The sequence below is a fragment of the Micromonospora sp. II genome (genome assembly GCF_001709195.1).
GTDB classification, from domain to species: Bacteria; Actinomycetota; Actinomycetes; order Mycobacteriales; family Micromonosporaceae; genus Micromonospora; species Micromonospora chalcea.
Window position 1 is genome coordinate 355719 of record NZ_LYXF01000024.1, and the last position, 19766, is coordinate 375484.

Here is a 19766-nt window from a genome sequence, read left to right on the forward strand (position 1 = left end):
CCGCGCACCGCCCATCGACCCAGGTGAGGGGAACATGACCGACGCGCCGGCCCGCTTCGTGCTCTTCCCGGGGCGGCACCACCTGCTGACCCGGTTCCAGGCCGACTACCTGTGCCGGCTGGCCGGGGACGAGGCCACAGTGGTCTGGGCGGTGACGTCGGCCAACCACGAGAACACCAGACGCAACCCGGTGCCGTACCACCGGCGGGAAGCCGCGATCGAGCGGTTCAGCGTGCTGAGCGGGCTGCGCTCGATGGTGGTGCCGATCTTCGACACCGCGTACACCGACGCGTTCGCCGAGGTGACGCTGAAATCCATCGCGGTGGCCACCGGGCTCGAACTCACCCCCGCCGACACGCTGCTGGCCTGCTCCACGCCGGAGGTCGCGAAACTGTACGAGCGGCTCGGCTTCCGGATCGCGCCGGTCGAGGCGGACCCGGACCTGCCCGAGCCGCCCGAACGGCCGTGGGACGTGCTGCTGCGCCTGGCCGCCGGGGACGAGACCTGGCGCGCGCTCACCCACCCGGCCACCATCGATGTGTTCGAGCGCTACCGCCTGGTCGAGTCGATCCGGTCGGTGGTGAACGACCCGCTCGTCGGCGCCGAGGGCGGCCTCACGGTGACCCGCGACTACCGCACCTACGTGGAGGCGTTCGCCACTGCCGCGCAGCGCAAGTGGGACTCGGTGCGCGGGTACGTGCAGCCCGGCCGCATCGTGGACATCGGCTGCGGCGCGGGCGCGGTCCTGGAGCTGGCCGACCGGGAGGCCGCGCTGCGCGAGAGCGACCTGATCGGCGTGGAGGTCGCCCGCCACCTCTACCAGGAGTGCCTGCACAAGAAGGCGCAGGGCGTGTTCCGCAACGCCAATGTCTACTTCTTCCACCGCAACGTCCTCGGCGGCGCGGTGTTCAAGGACCGCTCGGTCGACACCACGCTCACGTTCGCGCTGACCCACGAGATCTGGTCGTACGGGCGGCAGCGGGAGTCGCTGCTGCAGTTCGCCCGCCGCATCCACGACCACACGGTGCCCGGCGGCGTCTGGATCAACAGCGACGTGTGCGGTCCGGACGACCCCGGGCGGCAGGTGCTGCTGCGGCTGTCGGCCGACGACGGCGACAACCCGGCCGCGCCCCGCGGCGATCTCGCCGAGCTGACCTCGGCGGAGGTCCGGCGCTACGTCGGCGGGCTGTCGACGCGGGCGCGGCTGGACCAGTTCGCCGTCGACTTCGCGTTCGGCTTCGACCACGAGCCGCTTCCGGACGGCGCGGTACGCCTGTCGCTGGGCGCGGCGATGGACTACCTGACCCGCAAGGACTACACGGACAACTGGCTGTCGGAGACGCAGGAGCAGTTCTGCGGCCTGAGTTTCGCCGACTGGACGGCGCTGCTCACCGAGGCGGGGTTCGAGATCGGCCCGGCGTCGGCGCCGGTGCGCAACGAGTGGGTGATCGACAACCGGATCGCACCGGTCGCGTCCCTCACCGACCTCGACGGCCGGCCGCTGGACTGGCCGACCACCCACGTCCTCACCGTCGCCCACCGCCCCCGCAACCAGTGAGACCGACGGCGCCCGCCGCTGCCGGCGGGCACCGTCGCCGCTCACCGGCTCAGCGCGATCCGGATCGCCAGGACGATCAGGATGAGCCCGGTCAGCCGTTCGATCACCAGCAGCACTGACGGCCGGGTCAGCCAGGGCTGCAACCTGTCGATGAGCATGATGTAGCAGGCCCACCAGAGCACGGCGAGACCGATGAACGTGGCGGCCAGCACCGCCGTGCGGGCCGCCGCCCCGTCGCCGGGCCTGACGAACTGCGGCACGAACGAGACGTAGAAGACGACCACCTTGACGTTCAACAGCTGGCTGGTGACGCCCATGACGAACGAGCGGCGGGCCACGTGCGGCTCGTCGGCGGCCGGGGCCTCCGGCACCGGCGCGGGGCCGGTCTCCGGGTCCGGCCCGGCGCCGCCCGCGCCGACCGGGACCGGCTGCGCCGCCGGGGCCGTCCGGCGCGGCCGGGTGGCCCAGAGGATCGTGCCGCCCAGGTAGAGCAGGTACAGCGCGCCGGCGACGCGCAGCACCGTGTAGAGCGTCGGCGAGGAGACCAGCAGCGCGGACAGGCCGGCGGTGGCGAACGACGCGTGCACCAGCGCGGCGACGAACAGCCCGGCCAGCACCACGAACCCGGCCCGCCGGCCGTACCTGACGGTCTGCCGGGTGACGAGCGCGAAGTCGACGCCCGGCACGATGATGATGAGCAGGCTGGCGGCGACGAAACTGATGATCTGGATGTCAGACACGACGCCGGCTCTCCTGTCCTGCGGCGAGCGCCGGCGCCGCCTCCTCGATGACGGAGACACCGCTGTCCTGGCGTGGCCCGTGCCGGCGCCACTGTTCCCGCAGCCGGATCCGGCCGTCCGGCAGCCGCTCGGGCCGGGACTCGCACTCGCCGACCACTATGGTGCCGTCGGTGAGCACCTCCAGGTAGGCGAAGCGCACCACGCCCTGCGCGTCGCAGGTTCCCGCGAGCCGGCCGTGCCGGACCGGGCCGCCGGTGATCTCCGCCCAGACCAGGTCGCCGCGCTGGTGGTAGTGCCCCCGCAGCGGCTCGGCGCCGTCACCGGCGTGGTCCACGGAGACGAAGACGCGGCCGTCGTAGTCGAATGTCGTCATCGCGCTCACGCCCACCGGGTGCTCACGTAGTCGTCACGGAACCGGCAGACCGTGCGGCCGGCGATCGAGTTCAGGATCATCGCGCTGCGGATCGGCAGGATGCTCAGGTTGGAGTCGACGAGCCCCTGCACGTACCGCCCCCGGTTCAGCACGAAGATCTTGTGGTCGTCGGCGTGCTTCCACCGGATCGAGTAGTCCGACTCGATCACCGGTTCGCCGCGCTCGTCCACGTCGATCAGCGCGGACAGCTCCGGATCGAAGGGGAGCGGGGCGAGCCGCCGGCCCGCCGCGACGATCACGTTCACCGCCCGGTGCCGTTCCTCACCGCTGCCGGCGGTGAGGCACTCCAGCTCCACCTCCCCGTCGAGCTGCCGGGCGCCGGTCACGGTACGGCTCGGCATGATCGTGACCGGGAACCGCCCGGTCCGCAGCCGCTCCTCGTAGTTGTGCTGGTAGACGCCGCGCAGCGTGCCGGGGGAGATGCCGTCGCTGGTCAGGATCTGCCCGGAGACGAGCCGTTCCCGCACGTCGCGGGACAGGTTGAGGAACGCCTCCTGGTAGGCGGGCCGGTACAGGTCGTTCGCCGAGGGGGAGTCCTCCAGCGGCGCGAACCAGGACCGCCGGCCGATCCACTTGATGTCGCGGCAGCCGCGGGCGAGCAGCGCTGCGACGCACTCCGCGCTGGTCTGGCCGCTGCCGATCACGACCCACGGCACGTCCGGCTCGTCGGGCACGCCGGCCAGGCGCCGGTTCAGCTCGTCGGCGACGAACAGGTGCCGGGGGTCGAGGGCGTCCAGGAAGTCCGGTACGAAGGGGACGGTCCCGCTGCCGAGCACCAGGTGCTGGGAGCGGGCGACCTCGACGCCGCCGCTGCGGGTGACGATCGCGCCGTCGAACTCGACCCGGTCGACGCGGGCGCCGTAGGTGATGCGCGGCAACTGCTCCGCCGCCCACACCAGGTACTGCTGGTACTCGATCCGGGGGATGGTGTCGAAACCGGCGCCCAGCAGGGCGTAGACCCGGCCGGTGGTGACCAGGTAGTTGAGGAACGACAGCGGGTGCGTCGGGTCGTAGAGCGAGACCAGGTCCTTGACCCAGCCGGTCTGCATGCGTACGCCGCTGTGCAGCATCCCGTCGTGCCAGCCCGGCTGGTCCCGCGCCTCGAACAGCGCGATGTCGTGCGGCGCGAGCGCGTCGTACATCGCGGCGAGGCTCAGGTTCGCCGGCCCCGCGCCAATTCCCACTGTGTGATAGGTCTGCGTCATCAGTCTGCCTCTGTGTCTAGCCGTGCGGGACACGGATCGCGGATCGGGAGTTCAGCAGGGCGGTGGCGGCGAGCCGGCTGGCGGCCAGGACGGTCTTGGCGGCGCCGCCGCTGCCGCCGGTGAAGGTGTGCACGGCGCCGGCCACTGCGCGCAGGGCCAGGCCGGGCGGGTCGCTGTAGCAGTCGACGGCGCTGACCGGCGGGCCGTCCGGGCGCGGGTCCAGGCCGGGTAGCCGCCGCGCGGCGACCGCCCGCACCCGCGCCGCCAGCCCGGTGTCCGGCGCGGGCGCGGGCGGGTCGACGTCCCAGCGGTCGCTGGGCAGGCCGAGAAGGACACGTCCCGGACCGGCGGGCCGCCCGTACAGGCCGCTCGTCTCGTCGACGAAACACGGCAGGTCGGCCCGGCCGGTGCGGTGGTGGGCGTACTGGATGTGCTTGGTGCGCAGCGTGCTCGGCAGCCTGGCGGCGCGCAGCAGGCCCGGCGTCCACGCCCCGGCCGCCACCACGACCAGGTCACCGGTGAGGCGGCGGCCGTCGCGCAGGTCGACCGCGCCGTCGCCGAGGCGGGCCACCGGCGTGGTCTCGGTCCGGTCCAGGCCCCGCAGGACGCTGCGGCGCAACCGGTCCGGGTCGAGGTGGCCGGCCCGGCGTTCCCAGACCCCCACCGTGCCGTCCGGGAGCCGGTCGAAGCCGAACCGCCGGGAGACCTCGTCGCGGGTCAGCACCTCGGCCCCGGCCACGCCGGCCGCCGCACCGGCGTCGACGGCGTCGAGCAGGTAGAGCGAGCCGGTGGCCCGCCACCCGGCGGCCGCGGCGAGCGCCGGGTCGTCCCACAGCTCGGCGAGGCTCGCGGTGGCCAGGGCCCGGGCGGCCGGATCGGGCTCGAAGGCGCGTGCCAGGCCACCGGAGGCGGCGGTGGCGTCGGCGTGCCCGCCGCCCGGACCGCCGCCGTGCGGGCCGACCAGCACCGCCTCGGCGCCCGCGTCCCGCAGCCGCCGGGCGAGCAGGACACCGGCGAGGCCGGCGCCGACGACGAGCACGCGGGGCTCACCCACCGGAGGCCGCCGGTTCCGCGCCGCCGACGACGTCGAGCAGGCGGGCCGCCCGGTCCGGGTCACCGGGGTACGCGGCCAGCGCCGCCCGGACGACGGTGGCGCTGTCGAAGTGCGCCGGGCGCAGGGCCTGCTCGCCCCGGGTCAGCTCGACGTCGGCGAGCACACCGTCCAGACCGGGTACGGCCCCGGCGCGCGTGGCGGCGTAGCGCGCCTTGAACGCCTCGTACACCTCGGGCCGGAAGTCCGACTCGTAGCGGTCCGGCCGGTCCCAGCTCAGGAACGCCCGCACCACGGCCGGGTCCTCGTCGGCGAGGAACTCGTGCGCCCAGATCGCGTGGCCCCGGCTGGTGGAGAACTTCGCGCCGGTGAGCCGGTAGAACTCGTTCACCACCAGGCCGGTGGGCCGGTCGGGCAGCCCGGCGGCCAGGTGCAGGGCGGGGATGAGCAGCGCGTAGTAGAAGGCGTTGTCCACCCCGAGGAAGATCCACTGCTCGCCCACGTCCCGCCACGCGTCGAGGTACCCGGCCAGGGTGTCCGCGTCCGGCCGCAGGTGGCGGGCGGGCAGCAGCAGGTTGGCCAGGGCCATCTCGGCCCAGACGTCGATGCGCAGGCCGTCGTCCCACTCGATGCCCCAGTCCGTCGGGTACGCCAGCGGCACCTCCGGCAGCCCGCCGTCCAGGTACGACGCGACGAGCCGGCGCAGCCGGGGCGGCAGCACCGCCCCGGACCAGAACTCGGTGAGCCGCTCCCGGTGCTCGTCCAGCCGCAGCACCGGCACGGTGTGGGTGACCGGCTCCGGCGGCGCGTCGCAGCAGGTGGACCGCGCGTCGACCAGGTTCGCGGCGGTGCAGAAGCCGCCGCACCCCTCGCAGGTGCCGCCGTTCGCGCCGGCACCGCAGGCCGGGCAGCGCCCGGCGACCCGCACGTGGTGCAGGGTCCGCCGGCAGGCCGCGCAGGCGCGCAGCGACACCGGCGCGACCTCGAGCACCTTCGCCTCGACCAGTTCGGTGAGCAGGCCGGCCACCGCCCGGCGGTACGCCTCGTCGGCCAGTGGGTCGGCCATCACGTCGTACCGGATCCGCGCGGCGCGCAACGCGGCGTGGATCAGCGACCCGTAGCGGGCGACCGTGTCGGCCGGCGTCTCGCCGTGCGCCTCCGCCCGGGCGAGCACGTAGTTCTGGTGGGCGTCCAGCCCGCACTGGGTCACCACCCGCCGGCCGGCGGCGCGCAGCGCGCGGGCCGCCACGTCCCCGGCGACGTACGGGCCGCTGAGGTGCCCGAGGTGCAGCGGACCGTTCGGGGTGGGCGGCGGGGTGACCAGGAGCACCGCGCCCCGCCCGGCCGGATCGTCAGCCACGGCCGGTCCCGTCGCCCGCGTCCGTCCGGCCGGTCTCGGGGCGCGGCATCCAGTAGACGCTCAGGATGGTCAGCGGCTGTTCGGGGGAGGGGTTGTGGATGACGTGGCGCTGCTCGGGTTCGAGCAGGATCACCCCGCCGGTCGGCACCTCGACCTTCTCGCCGCCCGCCTCGTAGATGGCGGTGCCGCGGGTCACCACGGCGAACTCCACCTCGGGGTGGACGTCCTCGGTGCTGCTGCCGCCGGGCGGGATCACGCACCACATGGCGTCGAACGGCAACGGGCCGAGATCGCGGTACTGGGTCCAGCGGCCGATCTGGATGCCGTACTCGTCGGTGAGCTCGGCGGTGTCGCTGACGTACCTTCGCATGTTCGTCCTCCTGGTCGGCGCGATGCCCGTCGGGCGCGCCGGACGGATCTGGGTTTGCGGAGAGTGACCGGAAGTGGTGCTTCTGCGACGCAGAGCCAACCGCCTGCCGGAGTGGCAATTCGACTTCGGTCGATAGCGTCGGACCCACTGTGGACCTAACCTCGGCTGGCCAACAGGAGCTACACCGGCAGATCACCGGCAATGGCGCTACTGATTGCCCGCTCAGTGGCCGCGCAGTGGTGGTCCGCCTGTACGAATCCACCAGAACCGGTACGGAGACGACGCTGTGATCGGCTACATGGATACGTTGGGTGACGAAATTGCTACCGCTCGGCGACGAGCCAACCTGACTCAGGAGGAACTGGCCGCCCGCACCGGACTGAGCGTCCGGAGCATCCGCAACCTGGAGTCGTCGCGGGTGACCCGCCCGCGCCCGGCGACAGTGCGGCTGCTGCGCGACGTGCTCGGCCTGCCGGCCCACCCGGCGCCGGCCCGGATCCGCCCCATGCAGTTGCCGCTGGAGATTCCCGGCTTCACCGGCCGTTCGGCACAACTACGGCAACTCGACCGGCTGCTCGACGGCGGACCGCGGCGGATGTCCAGCGTGGTGGTCTGCGTCCTGTCCGGACGCTCCGGGATCGGCAAGACGGCGCTGGCGCTGCGCTGGGCCCACCGGTCCGCCGCACGGTTCGTCGACGGGGTGCTGCACGTCCAGCTCGGCGGAAGCGACTCGCGCCGGCCGGCGGTGGCGCCCGCGGAGGCGCTCGCCGGCCTCATCGAGGCGCTCGACGTGCCCGGCGGCATTCCCTGCGGTCCGGCCGCGCGCACCGGGCTGTACCGCAGCGTGCTCGCCGGGCGCCGGATGCTCATCGTGCTCGACGACGCGCGCGACGCCGAACAGGTCCGGCCGCTGCTACCCGGTGTCCCCGGCTGCATGGTGGTGGTGACCAGCCGGGACCGCCTCACCGGACTGGTCGTCGGCGAGGCCGCGCGTCCGGTCGTGGTGGACGAGCTGGCGGCCGGTGAGGCGTGGGAGCTGCTGGCGGCCCGTCTCGGCGAGCGTCGCCTCACCGCCGAACGCGAGGCGGTACGGCAGATCATCGCCCACTGCGCGGGGGTGCCCCGGGCGCTGGCGGTGGTCGCCGCCCGCGCCGCCGTCGCGCCCCGGCTGCCGCTGGCGGAGGTGGCCCGCCAACTGCGGTAGGGACCGGCGGACCGGGGCGGTCGCGCGGCGCGGGCGCCCCGGTCAGCGCCGGTCGGCGCGGGTGCCGGCGCGGGCGGCCACGTGGGCCGGCACCGGCGCGGTCGGCGGGAGCGCCGGGTCGGTCACCGGCTGCTCCCAGCGGGCCACGAGCGGAAGCTCGCCGGCCCAGAGTCCGAGCGCGGCGTCCGGGCTGTCGCCGTCGTCCGGCGGGCCGCTGCGCGTCTTCACCGACGCCTCGGCCAGCGGCAGCGCCAGCAGGGCCGTGGCCGCCAGCTCCCGCCGGTTCGGGCGGCGGGCGTGGTCCCACTGGCCGGGGGCGACGTGCTCGGTGAGCAGGCGGAGTCCGTGCAGCTTCTCCTCGGTGCCGGTCACCCACCGGGGCCGGCCGTAGATCATCGCGCTGCGGTAGTTGACGCCGTGCTCGAACACCGAGCGCGCCAGCACCAGGCCGTCGACCACGGTGACCGTGACGCAGACGTCGGTGTCGGTGGTGAGGCTCCGGCTGGCCACCGAGCCGTGCAGGTAGAGGTGGCGGTCGTCGAACCCGTAGACGGTCGGCACCACCATCGGGTGACCGTCCACCAGGACGCCGAGGTGGCAGACGAACCCGGCCCGGAGCACGTCGAACAGGGCGGCGCGGTCGCGGTGCCCCTTCTCCTTCATCCGGCGCAGGCTCGTGCGGGGCGTCGCGGACAACTGCCCGTCGGCATCGGTCATAGCTGATCTCCCGTCGGTCCCGCCGTTTCTACCGGGCCGGACGGCGCTCCTCAAGGGGGCCGGCGGGGGCGACCCGGTCAGGTCGGCGGGTGCTCGCGGCAGCCCCGCGGTCGCCTGCTCAGCGGACCTTCCTCGTCGGTCGCTTACGAGGTGGCGTCAGCAGTTCGGCGATCGCCGAGATCGCGGACGGCACCAGACGGTAGTACGCCCACACACCCCGCTTCTCCCGCTCGATCAGACCGGCCTCGGTGAGGATCCGAAGGTGATGGCTGACGGTCGGCTGGGAGAGCCCGAGCGGCGCGGTGAGGTCGCTGACGGACGCCTCGCCCTCCGGAGCGGACTGGATCAGGCTGAGCAGGCGCAGCCGGGCCGGGTCGGCCAACGCCTTCAGCACTCCCGCGAGGCGTTCGGCATCGGCACGCTTGATCGGCTCGCCGGTCAGCGGCGAGATGGCAGGGGTGGCAGTTTTCGCAGTTCCCACGCTTGCATCGTTGCATCAACGGCCGCCGCATGACGGTGCAACCAGGACCGGATCATGGTGAGTCGCACGACAGGGGTGTCAGGCGGCGGGGCGCAGGTCGGCGAGCAGCCGTTCCACCCGGGCGCGGATCTCGTCTCGGATGGGGCGTACCGCGTCGACGCCCTTGCCCGCGGGGTCTTCCAGCTTCCAGTCCTCGTATCGCCTGCCCGGGAAGACGGGGCAGGCGTCACCGCAGCCCATGGTGACGATGACGTCGGAGGACTCCGCCGTCTCGTACTCCAGGCGCTTGGGGGTCTGGTCGGTGATGTCGATGCCGACCTCCCGCATGGCCTCGACGGCGGCGGGGTTGACCTGGTCGGCGGGCGCGCTTCCGGCGGAGCGGACCTCGACGGTGTCGCCGGCGAGGTGGCGCAGCCACCCGGCGGCCATCTGGGAACGGCCGGCGTTGTGCACGCAGACGAACAGGACGCTGGGTTTGTCGCTCATCGGGTCTCCATGATCCTGATGGTTGCCGTGGCGTGCCGCGGCGCGGTCGGGGCATCTCATGGCCGGGTTCCCGGCGCGGGGAACAGGCGGGCACGGGCCCACAGCGACACGTAGACCAGGCCGACGAGAACCGGAACCTCGATCAGCGGGCCGACGACGCCGGCGAGGGCCTGGCCGGAGGCGATCCCGAAGGTGCCGATCGCGACCGCGATCGCCAGTTCGAAGTTGTTGCCCGCCGCGGTGAAGGCCAGGGTGGTGGTGCGTTCGTAGTTCAGGCCGATGGCCCGGCCGAGCAGGTAGGAGCCGGCCCACATGAGGGCGAAGTAGGCCAGCAGCGGCAGGGCGATGCGGGCCACGTCGACCGGCCGGTCGGTGATGGCCTCACCCTGCAGGGCGAACAGGACGACGATGGTGAACAGCAGTCCGTACAGGGCGACGGGCCCGACCCTGGGCAGGAATCGCCGCTCGTACCAGTCGCGGCCCCTGGTCCGTTCGCCGAGGCGGCGGGACAGGTAGCCGGCGAGCAGGGGGATGCCGAGGAAGACGAGCACGTTGCCGGCGATCTCCCAGCCGGAGACCTGCAGCGCGGCGCCGTCCAGACCCAGCCAGCCCGGCAGCACCGACAGGTAGAACCAGCCGAGCAGGCCGAACGCGAGGACCTGGAACACCGAGTTGACGGCGACGAGGACCGCTGCCGCCTCCCGGTCGCCGCAGGCCAGGTCGTTCCAGATGATGACCATCGCGATGCAGCGGGCCAGGCCGACGATGATCAGACCGGTGCGGTACTCCGGCTGGTCGGCCAGGAACATCCAGGCCAGGGCGAACATGACGGCGGGACCGACGATCCAGTTGAGGATCAGCGACGAGACCAGGAGGCGCCGGTCACCGGTGACGGTGTCGAGGCGGTCGTAACGGACCTTGGCCAGTACCGGATACATCATGATCAGCAGGCCGAGGGCGATGGGCAGGGAGATGCCACCGACCTGGACGGCGTCGAGAGCGTCGTCCAGGCCGGGAACGATCCGGCCGAGCAGCAGGCCGGCGACCATGGCCAGGCCGATCCAGACCGGCAGGAACCGGTCGAGGCGCGAGAGGCGTGCCACCAACGGTGGGGCGTCTTCGGCTCTGGTGGCGGTGCTCATCGGTCTGCTCCCGTGGATCGTCGGTGCCGGCGCGTGCGCGTCGGGTGGGGTCGCCCTGTGCCGGGCGGCTGCGTCGGGCGCCCGCAGACTGAGGCGGTGATCAGGCCGGCTTCCCGCAGGGTGCGGCGGTGTGCGGGGCGACGCGATCGACGCGGTCGGCGAGGTCGGCGTAGGCCGCCTCGAACGCTTCGTCGGTGTCGACGCGGGCCGGGTCCGGCACGGACCAGTGCAGGCGGGGGCGGACCGGCCCGGTGAGTTCCTCGTGGGCGTTGTCGCAGACGGCGATGACCAGGTCGCCGTCCCGGACGACGTCGTCGACGTGTGCGGTGCCGGCCGGGTCGAGGTCGAGGGCGTGGCGGTGGGCCACGGCGAGCGCGCGGGGATGGACCCGCGGCGCCGGCCTGGTGCCGGCGGATGCGGCGTCGCCGTTGGCGCGCTGCCTCCACAGGGCCGCGGCCAGTTGCGAGCGGGCGGAGTTGTGGGTGCAGACGAAGACGACCCGATGCGCGCCCGCCAGTGGTGGCGGCGTGAGGGCGGAGAGGGCGGCCGGTCGGAGTCGAAGGTAGATGCGTCGCCGATCGCCCTCCGACCGGCCCCGGACGACGAGGCCCGCGTCGGCGAGGACCTTGACGTGATGGGCGACCAGGTTCGTCGGCATGGCGAGGGTGTGTGCGATCTCCCCGGGTGAGGCGTCGCCCAGGGTGAGCGCGTCCACGATGGCCAGGCGGGCCGGGTCGCCCAACGCCGCATGGACCCGCGCGCGCTCGACCAGCGAGTAAGACTCAATGTCCATTGACTCAATAATTTCTGATTAATCTGGAGGCGTCAAGCCGGCGCGGCCGGATCCCCCGGGAGCGCGAGTCGCCGCGGCGGTCGGCTCGATCGACAGCAGGCCGGCGAGCTGGCGCAGGATCTGTGGCCGCGCCCGGTAGTAGACCCACGTGCCCCGCCGTTCGGCGTCCACCAGGCCTGCCTCGCGCAAGGTCTTGAGGTGATGAGAGATCGTCGGCCCGGTCAGGTCGAACGCCGGCGTCAGGTCGCACACGCAGGCCTCGCCGCCGTCGGCGGACGCGATCATCGACATCAGCTGCAGCCGTACCGGATCACCGAGGGCCTTGAACGCGGGCGCGAGGATCGCGGCCGTCTCTGCCGGGACCCGGCGCTGCGCCAGTGGGGGGCAGCACGGCGCGTCGGCGTCGAGGTCGACGAGGGGGATCGGCGCTTGGCGCTTCGGCATGCCCCTAGGTTGACATCCATCTAATCAGCGTGCAACTCTCTGTTTAGACATATGTCAAGACAAGGTGCTCCCAGGAAATGAGGCTCGTCATGTTCGGCTTCCCGCGTCGCCGGCCGTCATCCGTGGCAGGGGTCCGGTTCTGCGACTCCTGCGCCCGGGTGTCCACTCCCGCGCAGAGGATCGCCCGCCTCCGCGACCGCGCCCGCACCACCGCCTACGCGCTGACGGCACCCCGCTGAGAAGCGGGACCGCTGCCCTGCGGATCGCCCGCTCCGGCGCCTGCTAGGCTTCCATCGTCAATCGGCGATTAACGATGGAGGGAGAGATGATGGGGGACCTCCTCGACCGCGACACCGCGCAGACCTATGCCTCGTGGTTCCGGGCCCTCGCGGACCCGACGCGGGTGCAGGTGGTGGAGTACCTGGCCCGCCACGCCCGGCCGATGAGTGTGGGGGAGATCGTCGCCGCCGTCGGGCTCGCCCAGTCCACCGTCTCCCAGCACCTGAAGATCCTCACCGAGGTGCGGTTCGTGCTCGTCGAGCCGGTCGGCACCGCACGCCACTACCGCATCAACGACGCCTGTGTCGGGTGCTTCCCGTCCGCCGCCGACGTCGTCATGGGCCGCCCGGCCCCCGATCCGGTCGGAGCCTGCTGAGGCAGGCGTCACCCGCACCTCTTGATCCGCCATTCTCAACACCGAGGAGTTCCCGATGAGTGTCCTGGACGAGTCGCCCGTCGTGGTGATCGGCGCGGGCCCGGTGGGTCTCGCCGCCGCCGCCCACCTGCACGAGCGTGAGCTGCCCTTCCTCGTCCTGGAGGCCGGGGACACCACCGGCGCGGCGGTGCGGCAGTGGGGGCACGTGCGGCTGTTCTCCCCGTGGCGCTACAACGTCGACCCCGCCGCCCGCCGGCTGCTCGACGACGCCAGCTGGGTCGCCCCGGTCGAGGATGCCCTGCCCACCGGCGCCGAGCTGGTCACCGACTATCTCCAGCCGCTCGCGGACCTGCCGCAGCTCAAGCCCCACCTGCGCTACGGCGCGCGGGTGGAGGCGATCAGCCGGCTCGGCCTGGACCGGCTGCGCACCGCCGGCCGCGAACAGACGCCGTTCCTGATCCGCCTCGCCGGCGGCGACGAGTTGCTCGCCCGCGCCGTCATCGACGCCTCCGGCACCTGGGGCACCCCCAACGTCCTCGGCGCCTCCGGCCTGCCCGCCCGCGGCGAGACGGACGCCGCGGCGTTCCTCGAGCACGCCCTGCCCGACGTGCTCGGCAGCGGCCGGGACCGCTTCGCCGGCCGGCACACCCTCGTCGTCGGCGCCGGCCACTCCGCCGCGAACACCCTGCTCTCCCTGGCCGAGCTGGCCACCGCCGAACCCGGCACCGAGGTGACCTGGGCGATCCGCTCGGCCAGCCCCGCCCGCACCTACGGCGGCGGAGACGCCGACGCTCTGCCCGCCCGCGGCGCGCTCGGCGCCCGGCTGCGCGACCACGTCGACGCCGGCCGGATCAGGCTGCTCACCGGATTCTCCGTACACGCCCTCACCCCGGCCGAGGGCCGGGTCACCGTGGCCGTCCGGCACGCCGACGGCACCGACGAGTCCGTCACCGTGGACCGCGTCGTCGCCGCCACCGGCTTCCGCCCCGACCACTCCATCGCGGCCGAGCTGCGCCTGGACCTCGACCCGGTCATGGGAGCCACCCGCGCCCTCGCCCCGCTGATCGACCCGAACGAGCACTCCTGCGGCACCGTCCCGCCGCACGGCGCCGCCGAACTCGCGCACCCCGAGGTCGGCTACTACGCCGTCGGCATGAAGAGCTACGGCCGCGCGCCGACGTTCCTGATGGCCACCGGCTACGAGCAGGTCCGCTCCGTCGTCGCCGCTCTCGCCGGCGACTGGGACGCCGCCCGCGACGTCCAGCTCGACCTGCCCGAGACCGGCGTCTGCAACAGCAACCCCGCCGACTCCACCGGCGCGGACGGCTGCTGCGGCCCCGACCCGGCGGCCACGCCGGCCGCACAAGGGCTGGCGACCGGAATCTCCGGGGGCCTGCTCTCCGCGCCGCTCAGCCTGGTCAGCCTCGACACCCCGACCAACGGTGAGACCGGCGGCTGCTGCACCAGCTGATGACCACCACGACGGCGCCCGCCGGCCCCACGGCCGGCGGGCGTCACGGGTGGCGCCTCGTCGCCGCCCTCGCCGTCACCAGCACCATCGGGTACGCCACCCTCCACCTCCTGCTGGCCGCGGTCACCACCGCCTGCCTTCTCGCCGCCGCCGCGATGCGCTCGGTAGGAAGCGGGCAGCCCTAGCCGAGCAGCGTCCGCAGCGCCCCGGCGAGGCCGGCGCCGGCGGTGACCGGGTGGAGGAAGGACAACCGGATGTCGGCGTGACCGTCCGGCCGCTCCGCGCGCAGCACGATGCCCTCGGCGTCGAGCGCGACCGGGACCATCCGCGTCGCGCCGGCGCTGACGGCGCTGTCGACGAGCGCACCGAGCCGGTCCAGGAGGTCGCCGTGGCACCGGGTCAGGTGCGCGAGGTGGGCGGCCTCGTCGACGGCGATCGGGTCCGGGCGGGCGGCGCGGTACGTGCCGAGGTCCACCGCGACGGGTTCGGTGGCCCGGTCGAGGAGGATCTCGTCCGGCTCGATCGCCCACAGCGCCACCGGCGGCAGGTCGAGCAGCGACATCACGGTGGCCGGGTCGCAGGCGTCGAGCGCGGCCGGGTCGAAGCGGCGGGCGGTGCCCAGGATCCGCAGCCGGTCCCGCACCCGCGAGCGTACGGCGACCGGAGCGAGGTGGGTCACGTCCACGCGTACCGCACCGCGGTGACCGCGCGCGGCCACCAGCAGGCCGCCGGTGCGGCTCATCGCGTCGACCGCGAGGACGATCGTGCCGTCGGGGAGGACTGCGTGGGCGGACAGGAGGTCGGCGGTGGTGTCGCCGAGCGTCAGCCGCAGCGACAAGGCAGCGCTCAGCACGCACCGGGCGGCGACGGCGTCGCGGGGCGTGGAGGTGACCGGAGACGGCCCGGCGGCGACCGGGGTGACGCCGGTCGACGGGGCCGGGCGCCCGGCGGGGTGCAACGCCATGTCTGTCTCCTCGGCCGGAAGGGGTGAAGTCGGCCCAGGTCAGACGGTAGTAGGTAAGCCTTACCTGTGCAACGGCGGGTCGGGTGCCGGAGACGCATACGGGTCACGACGGTGACCGTCGTGACCCGTACGGGCGTGGGTGTCCGCTTTGTCAGGCGGGCTGGTAGGTCAGGCAGTCGCTGACGGTGGCGCCGGGGCCCACCGTGATCGACTCGGCCGTGCAGGCGAGGTTGGTGTTGAACACGCACTCGGCCCGCGCGCACGCGCCCACCGCGCCGGTGACCTCCGCGATCCCGCCGCTCAGCGACGACTCGACGAACGTCGCGCAGGACGCCGCGTCGGCGCTCGCCGCCACGGTGATCGCGGGCGCGTGACAACCGTTGTCGTTGAAACTGCACGCCGTGGCGGCGCACTCACGTACCGGCGGAGACTGCAACAGCGTCTTCATGGTGCCTCCAAGTCATGCGGGCCGGCGGTGCGACGGCCGGCCTCGTGGTGCTCGAATGCCATTCGGTATTGGCCCTGCGAGCGGGGCTTCAAACCTGTCCGCCCGAAGTGAGGATCATGCTCACCATAGCAGCGGAATGCGGCGTCGGCGGCGGTAAACCGTCGATCCCGCGCGAACTCCCGGGCGGGCGAAGATGAGGCTTACCTTTGTAAGGAAAGCCTTTGTTTGCCGGTGCGAGGTGGGCGTGCGCTGGCCCCGTCCGCGCTGGTCCGAGCGCAGGGTGCGGTCCGGCGAACGGCCTGGAGCGCGCCGAGGGTCATGCGCCGGATCGGGGAGGTGAATTGATGTGCGGAAATCGGCGCTCCGGAGCCGGGAATTGGTTTCGCCGCCCGGGGCGGAAATCGAATTTCCGCAGCGCCGGTTCCGTACACGGAATTGTGCGCCCGCGCCGGTCGGCGGCGGTGGGTCGGCCGGGGGTCCGCGTCGTGCCCGTGCGCCGGGCTGTCGTCCGCGCGGGCCGCCCGGGGCGGGGGCCCGCGGGGTGGCGGGCAGGATGGCACCCTGAGCGGGCCGGGGCGCCGGTCCGCGCCGGTCGGACCTGGCGGGATCCCCGGGCGGACAGAAGGTGAGGCGGCGTGGTCGAGGGGTGGCACGGCTGGTTCGGCACGATCAACGGGGTCGTGCTCGTCACGGTGGCCGCGCTGCCGTTGGCCGCGCTGGTGGTGTGGCTCCTCGCGCGCCGGCGCGGCGGCGGGCCGGCCTGGCGGCTGTCGCTGGCCGAGGTCGGCATCGTCTACGGGACCGCGCCGTGGGTCTGGATGATCATGCTCCCGGGGGACGGCGTCGGTGTGGTTCCGGGCCGGGTGAGCCTGGTGCCGCTGCGGGACCTGCTGACCGTCCTCGCGAGCGGGCCGCTGACGGTGGCGGTCCAGATCGTCGGCAACCTGCTGGTGTTCGCGGCGCTCGGGTTCTTCGGCCCGATGCGGTTCGCGGCGCTGGCGTCGGTGCCGCGGATCCTGGCGCTCGCGGCCGGTTGCTCGGTCCTGGTCGAGGTCGCGCAGTACGTCCTGCGGCTGGACCGGGTGTCCTCGGTGGACGACGTCCTGCTCAACACCGCCGGCGCCGGACTGGCCGCGCTGGCCTCGCGCCGCTGGTGGCCGGCCCCGGCGTCTCCGGACCGGCCCCTGCCGGTGCCGGCGGCGAAACGCTGAACGGCCCGGATACGGCACGATGGGCCGGACCTCACGGCCCGGCCCATCGCGTCAGCGCGTCAGGTCGACGCGTTCACCGTCCGGTCAGCACAGCTTCTTCGCCAGAGCGGTGGTGGCGCCACCGCTCTCGTACGAGACGAGCAGCGAGGTGCCGGCCGGGAGCGACCCGCTCAGCGGCAGGACGAGCGTGCCGTCCTTCCGCAGGCTGGCCTGGGTCTGCGCCACGACCCGGCTGCCGTCCCAGACGAAGACCCGGGCGGTGCCGGCCTTCTTCACCTGGAGCTGCACCGAGACCTTGTTGGCGGTGCGGGTGACCTTCTTGAGCTTCACCGTGTTGTCCGCCAGCTTGGCGTAACCACCCGGTGCGACCCCGTCCGAGACGGACTGCAGCAGGGTCTGCGGCGAGTCCACGCTCAGCGCCGCGGTGTCGGGCATGATCGGAGCCTTCGGCGCCGACGGCTGCGCCGGCAGGCCCGGCAGGAGCGCGTTGCCCCAGCGCCACGGGTCGGCCCGCACGCCGCTCCAGGTCGACCAGCCGACCCGGGTCTGCGAGCTGAGGTCCTGCGTGTCCGAGTCGTTGACCAGGATGTTCAGGCCCATCCGGCTCGGGTCGATGGTGTCCGGCAGCACGCTGAACGGAATCTTGACCTCGATCCGGTAACCCGTGTACGGGTTGCTGGTCACCACGGAGGCGATCTCCACACCCGGCGCGGTCTCCGGGCCGCCCTGGTGGTTGTCCCGCTCCCGGGCGAAGCACGGCGGGTTCCCGTTGGCCGGGTCGTTCGTGGCCGGGAAGAGCGCCATGTTGAACACCGTGGAGGTGTTCGCCGAGTTGCCGCGCGGGTCGATGCCGAACTCGATGTTGTCGTTACGCCGCGGACGCTTGCAGTCCTCCGGCGGCAGGACGGTGCCGAGCACGTCATCGGTGATGTTGAAGATGGCGTACAGGGCGTCGTCGGTGTGGGTCAGCTGGGCGGTGCCGGAGATGTCCGACGCCGGGGCGGCGGTGCCCTCCCAGCGGGTGGAGATGTCGATGACCTCGCCGGTGTACTCGTGGTCGTGCCCGTGACCGTCCACCGTCGGCGCGGTGGTGGCCTTCGGGATCGTGGTGGTCGGGACCAGGTTGAACGCGCCCGGCTCGGTGGCGCTGCCACCGACGTAGCTGGTCTCGATCTGCACCCGGTAGGCGCCGTTGTCCGGCGCCCGGTTGGCCGTCGGCAGCGACGTGTCGGTGTTGCTGACGGTGAACGTCACCGAGGTGGTGGCGCCCGGCCGCAGGCCGCTGTACGGCACCCGCTGCTCGGCCACCGAGAAGCCGGCGGGAACGTTCAGCTTGACCGAGCCGGACTCGACCCGGGTGCCGTGGTTGGTCAGGTTGACCTTGACGCTGCGGGTGCCGCCGCTGGGGATGTTCAGCAGGGACTCGATGAGCGCGTCGAGCTGCTGGGTCTTGTTCCGCACGGTCCAGGCGCGGAAGTCGGCGATCTCCTCCAGCGGCTCCAGGGTGCCGCGCACCGGAGCGGTGCCCTGCACCTGGGCGCTGCTGACGCCGCTGCCGTCCTTCTTGCTGGTCAGCGTGGCGTTGAGCCGGAAGCGGGTGCCCACCTCGACCTGCGCGGGCGGGGTGACGGTGAAGGTCTTCACGACCTCCTTGCCCGGGGTCAGCGTGCCGACGTTGCCGTTGCCGCTGACGCTCCAGCCGGCCGGGACGTCCAGGGCGACCTTGGCGCCCGGGATGGCCTTCTCGGCGTACAGGACGGTGTCCACCTTGATGGGCTGGCCGCCGACGGCCTCCCAGGTGCGCGGACGCACGTGGATCTCGGTGCCGAGCGGCAGGCCGCCCGGGGCACGCAGGGTGGCGCCCTGCAGCGCGCCGGTGCCGGCGCCCACGTTCGGGTCCGGGTACGGCGTGCGGGTGTCGATCAGCGTCAGCCGGTTGCAGCCGATGGCGTCCGGGTTGGTCGTCGGGAAGGAGCTGTTGCCCCAGCCCTGCGACACGTACTCCCGGCGGGCCCAGGTCTGGACCGTGTTCCACCGGTTGCCGTCGTGCCGCGCCGACTCGTAGCCCTGCCAGGTGCCGAAGATGACGTTGCTGGCCTCGGCCGGCGTGAACGTGGTCTCGCAGGCGGGGCCGTTGGTGCCGGTGGTGCCGCTGCCACCGGTCTGGAAGATGCGGGAGACCCGCCAGGGCTTGAGCCCTTCCTTCTTGATCTGCTCCGGGAACGCCTTCGGGTCGGCCGCCGCGTAGAAGGCCTCCACGGCCAGCATGGCCGCCTTCTGGTGGTTGCCGTGGTTGCCCTGCGTCGCCGAGGGGTTCATCGTGAGGATGACCTCGGGCTTGGTGGTCCGCAGGACCCGCACGATCCGGGACAGCGTCTCCTGGTGGCCCCAGACCTCCTCGGTCAGCGGGGCGCTCGCGGTGTACCAGAAGTCGAGCGCGTCCAGGTTGTAGATGTGCTCGACGCCGGCCCAGCCGACGGCCTTGCGCTCCTCGGCCTCCCGCAGGATGCCGAGCTCCGGGCCCTCCTCGAGACCGGTGGCGTTGCCACCGCCCTCGCCGCGGGTGGTGGTGATGACGCCGGCCTTCATGCCGTGATACTCGTTCCAGTATCCGAGCATGCCGAGCTGGCCTGCCTCGTCGTCCGGGTGCGCGCCGATGAACATGATGTCCAGGTCGACGGGCTTGTCGGACTTCTTGGCCTGTGGCTTCGGTGCTGCGTTCTGGGGGTTGGCCTGGGCCGGAGTGGCCAGGCCCAACGACAGAAGACCGCACATGGCGATCGCTGCCGTGGTGCGCCATCTCATGGGCATACCTCTTCGTCTCGAAGCGAGAGTGCTGCGGCTGGGGGACGGGTCACGGGCCCGGCGCGCGCCGGGTCGTGACGCGGACAGCTGTCCATTGAGGACTGTCGGGTCCTCGCTGGTCGTGGTGCTCGACAACGGGGTGATGGTGTACGCGCACCGTCACGGCGTGAGCGGTGCACACGGTGGCGACGGATCGGTCCACCGGAAGGCCTTCGGGCCGTAACCTAG

At 73.0% G+C, this 19766-nt stretch carries 21 protein-coding genes; 6 read left to right on the plus strand and 15 right to left on the minus strand.

What is annotated here, in order from left to right:
* Nucleotides 1-34 precede the first annotated feature (34 nt).
* Nucleotides 35-1558 (plus strand): methyltransferase, encoded by a 1524-nt coding sequence (locus A8711_RS13340; RefSeq protein ID WP_069088388.1) that lies wholly within the window; start codon nucleotides 35-37, stop codon nucleotides 1556-1558.
* A gap of 41 nt (nucleotides 1559-1599) precedes the next feature.
* Here the strand turns inward: A8711_RS13340 and A8711_RS13345 are convergent, their stop codons facing one another.
* From A8711_RS13345 to A8711_RS13370, 6 genes are read right to left on the minus strand one after another with little or no spacing between them, the layout of a single operon-like run.
* Nucleotides 1600-2298: a LysE family translocator gene (locus A8711_RS13345; RefSeq protein ID WP_069088389.1), complete on the minus strand. Its 699-nt coding sequence runs from the start codon at nucleotides 2296-2298 to the stop codon at nucleotides 1600-1602.
* Nucleotides 2291-2671 (minus strand): hypothetical protein, encoded by a 381-nt coding sequence (locus tag A8711_RS13350; RefSeq protein ID WP_233607666.1) that lies wholly within the window; start codon nucleotides 2669-2671, stop codon nucleotides 2291-2293. The genes A8711_RS13345 and A8711_RS13350 overlap by 8 nt, the downstream gene beginning before the upstream one ends.
* Nucleotides 2672-2676: 5 nt before the next feature.
* Nucleotides 2677-3936 carry a lysine N(6)-hydroxylase/L-ornithine N(5)-oxygenase family protein gene (locus A8711_RS13355; RefSeq protein WP_064445563.1) on the minus strand — a complete coding sequence of 420 codons (1260 nt, stop codon included), beginning with the start codon at nucleotides 3934-3936 and terminating at the stop codon, nucleotides 2677-2679.
* A 16-nt stretch (nucleotides 3937-3952) separates the two neighbouring features.
* Nucleotides 3953-4990: an FAD-binding oxidoreductase gene (locus A8711_RS13360; protein WP_069088670.1), complete on the minus strand. Its 1038-nt coding sequence runs from the start codon at nucleotides 4988-4990 to the stop codon at nucleotides 3953-3955.
* Nucleotides 4983-6347 (minus strand): class I tRNA ligase family protein, encoded by a 1365-nt coding sequence (locus A8711_RS13365; RefSeq protein WP_069088391.1) that lies wholly within the window; start codon nucleotides 6345-6347, stop codon nucleotides 4983-4985. The genes A8711_RS13360 and A8711_RS13365 overlap by 8 nt, the downstream gene beginning before the upstream one ends.
* Entirely contained in the window at nucleotides 6340-6717 is a 378-nt protein-coding gene (locus A8711_RS13370) for a cupin domain-containing protein (protein WP_064445565.1), read from the minus strand. Before A8711_RS13370 ends, A8711_RS13365 begins: the two co-directional genes overlap by 8 nt.
* Nucleotides 6718-7015: 298 nt before the next feature.
* Between A8711_RS13370 and A8711_RS13375 the strand changes: the two genes are divergently transcribed.
* Nucleotides 7016-7921, plus strand: a complete 906-nt coding sequence (locus A8711_RS13375; protein ID WP_205796698.1) for a helix-turn-helix domain-containing protein — start codon at nucleotides 7016-7018, stop codon at nucleotides 7919-7921.
* Between the two features lie 42 nt (nucleotides 7922-7963).
* On the opposite strand, the gene A8711_RS13380 is transcribed toward A8711_RS13375, so the two are convergent.
* From A8711_RS13380 to A8711_RS13405, 6 genes are all read right to left on the minus strand, one after another.
* Nucleotides 7964-8638, minus strand: coding sequence for a pyridoxamine 5'-phosphate oxidase family protein (locus tag A8711_RS13380; RefSeq protein ID WP_069088392.1), 675 nt, complete (start codon nucleotides 8636-8638; stop codon nucleotides 7964-7966).
* Nucleotides 8639-8756: 118 nt separating this feature from the next.
* A complete protein-coding gene (locus A8711_RS13385) occupies nucleotides 8757-9119 on the minus strand; it encodes a helix-turn-helix transcriptional regulator (RefSeq protein WP_043323144.1) in 363 nt (120 codons plus the stop codon).
* A gap of 78 nt (nucleotides 9120-9197) precedes the next feature.
* Complete coding sequence (locus A8711_RS13390) at nucleotides 9198-9605, minus strand: arsenate reductase ArsC (protein ID WP_069088393.1); 408 nt, start codon at nucleotides 9603-9605, stop codon at nucleotides 9198-9200.
* 56 nt (nucleotides 9606-9661) lie between these two features.
* On the minus strand, nucleotides 9662-10747 hold the full coding sequence (arsB, locus tag A8711_RS13395) for an ACR3 family arsenite efflux transporter (RefSeq protein ID WP_069088394.1): 1086 nt from the start codon (nucleotides 10745-10747) through the stop codon (nucleotides 9662-9664).
* Between the two features lie 100 nt (nucleotides 10748-10847).
* Nucleotides 10848-11540, minus strand: a complete 693-nt coding sequence (locus A8711_RS13400; RefSeq protein ID WP_069088395.1) for a helix-turn-helix domain-containing protein — start codon at nucleotides 11538-11540, stop codon at nucleotides 10848-10850.
* An 18-nt stretch (nucleotides 11541-11558) separates the two neighbouring features.
* Nucleotides 11559-11984, minus strand: a complete 426-nt coding sequence (locus A8711_RS13405; protein ID WP_069088396.1) for a metalloregulator ArsR/SmtB family transcription factor — start codon at nucleotides 11982-11984, stop codon at nucleotides 11559-11561.
* 328 nt (nucleotides 11985-12312) lie between these two features.
* Between A8711_RS13405 and A8711_RS13410 the strand changes: the two genes are divergently transcribed.
* From A8711_RS13410 to A8711_RS13420, 3 genes are read left to right on the plus strand one after another with little or no spacing between them, the layout of a single operon-like run.
* Nucleotides 12313-12639, plus strand: coding sequence for an ArsR/SmtB family transcription factor (locus A8711_RS13410; RefSeq protein WP_369799347.1), 327 nt, complete (start codon nucleotides 12313-12315; stop codon nucleotides 12637-12639).
* Between the two features lie 55 nt (nucleotides 12640-12694).
* Nucleotides 12695-14110 (plus strand): NAD(P)-binding domain-containing protein, encoded by a 1416-nt coding sequence (locus A8711_RS13415; RefSeq protein WP_069088397.1) that lies wholly within the window; start codon nucleotides 12695-12697, stop codon nucleotides 14108-14110.
* Nucleotides 14110-14295 (plus strand): hypothetical protein, encoded by a 186-nt coding sequence (locus A8711_RS13420; protein ID WP_069088398.1) that lies wholly within the window; start codon nucleotides 14110-14112, stop codon nucleotides 14293-14295. The genes A8711_RS13415 and A8711_RS13420 overlap by 1 nt, the downstream gene beginning before the upstream one ends.
* Here the strand turns inward: A8711_RS13420 and A8711_RS13425 are convergent.
* Both A8711_RS13425 and A8711_RS13430 read right to left on the minus strand, forming a co-directional pair.
* Entirely contained in the window at nucleotides 14292-15074 is a 783-nt protein-coding gene (locus tag A8711_RS13425; RefSeq protein WP_069088399.1) for a DUF2470 domain-containing protein, read from the minus strand. The genes A8711_RS13420 and A8711_RS13425 overlap by 4 nt on opposite strands.
* A gap of 151 nt (nucleotides 15075-15225) precedes the next feature.
* Entirely contained in the window at nucleotides 15226-15522 is a 297-nt protein-coding gene (locus A8711_RS13430) for a DUF1540 domain-containing protein (RefSeq protein ID WP_013286940.1), read from the minus strand.
* A 635-nt stretch (nucleotides 15523-16157) separates the two neighbouring features.
* Between A8711_RS13430 and A8711_RS13435 the strand changes: the two genes are divergently transcribed.
* Complete coding sequence (locus tag A8711_RS13435; RefSeq protein WP_069088400.1) at nucleotides 16158-16733, plus strand: VanZ family protein; 576 nt, start codon at nucleotides 16158-16160, stop codon at nucleotides 16731-16733.
* Nucleotides 16734-16817: 84 nt separating this feature from the next.
* Here the strand turns inward: A8711_RS13435 and A8711_RS13440 are convergent, their stop codons facing one another.
* Nucleotides 16818-19538 carry a sugar-binding protein gene (locus tag A8711_RS13440; protein WP_069088401.1) on the minus strand — a complete coding sequence of 907 codons (2721 nt, stop codon included), beginning with the start codon at nucleotides 19536-19538 and terminating at the stop codon, nucleotides 16818-16820.
* Between the last annotated feature and the right edge of the window lie 228 nt (nucleotides 19539-19766).

What these genes read in the sequence shown, in the direction of transcription:
- A8711_RS13375 (WP_205796698.1), top strand. Translation starts at nt 7,016, where the DNA reads ATGGATACGTTGGGTGACGAAATTGCTACCGCTCGGCGACGAGCCAAC.
- A8711_RS13340 (WP_069088388.1), top strand. Translation starts at nt 35, where the DNA reads ATGACCGACGCGCCGGCCCGCTTCGTGCTCTTCCCGGGGCGGCACCAC.
- A8711_RS13420 (WP_069088398.1), top strand. Translation starts at nt 14,110, where the DNA reads ATGACCACCACGACGGCGCCCGCCGGCCCCACGGCCGGCGGGCGTCAC.
- A8711_RS13410 (WP_369799347.1), top strand. Translation starts at nt 12,313, where the DNA reads ATGGGGGACCTCCTCGACCGCGACACCGCGCAGACCTATGCCTCGTGG.
- A8711_RS13430 (WP_013286940.1), bottom strand. Translation starts at nt 15,522, where the DNA reads ATGAAGACGCTGTTGCAGTCTCCGCCGGTACGTGAGTGCGCCGCCACG.
- A8711_RS13370 (WP_064445565.1), bottom strand. Translation starts at nt 6,717, where the DNA reads ATGCGAAGGTACGTCAGCGACACCGCCGAGCTCACCGACGAGTACGGC.
- A8711_RS13400 (WP_069088395.1), bottom strand. Translation starts at nt 11,540, where the DNA reads ATGGACATTGAGTCTTACTCGCTGGTCGAGCGCGCGCGGGTCCATGCG.
- A8711_RS13390 (WP_069088393.1), bottom strand. Translation starts at nt 9,605, where the DNA reads ATGAGCGACAAACCCAGCGTCCTGTTCGTCTGCGTGCACAACGCCGGC.
- A8711_RS13415 (WP_069088397.1), top strand. Translation starts at nt 12,695, where the DNA reads ATGAGTGTCCTGGACGAGTCGCCCGTCGTGGTGATCGGCGCGGGCCCG.
- arsB (WP_069088394.1), bottom strand. Translation starts at nt 10,747, where the DNA reads ATGAGCACCGCCACCAGAGCCGAAGACGCCCCACCGTTGGTGGCACGC.
- A8711_RS13440 (WP_069088401.1), bottom strand. Translation starts at nt 19,538, where the DNA reads ATGAGATGGCGCACCACGGCAGCGATCGCCATGTGCGGTCTTCTGTCG.
- A8711_RS13355 (WP_064445563.1), bottom strand. Translation starts at nt 3,936, where the DNA reads ATGACGCAGACCTATCACACAGTGGGAATTGGCGCGGGGCCGGCGAAC.
- A8711_RS13425 (WP_069088399.1), bottom strand. Translation starts at nt 15,074, where the DNA reads ATGGCGTTGCACCCCGCCGGGCGCCCGGCCCCGTCGACCGGCGTCACC.
- A8711_RS13405 (WP_069088396.1), bottom strand. Translation starts at nt 11,984, where the DNA reads ATGCCGAAGCGCCAAGCGCCGATCCCCCTCGTCGACCTCGACGCCGAC.
- A8711_RS13350 (WP_233607666.1), bottom strand. Translation starts at nt 2,671, where the DNA reads ATGACGACATTCGACTACGACGGCCGCGTCTTCGTCTCCGTGGACCAC.
- A8711_RS13380 (WP_069088392.1), bottom strand. Translation starts at nt 8,638, where the DNA reads ATGACCGATGCCGACGGGCAGTTGTCCGCGACGCCCCGCACGAGCCTG.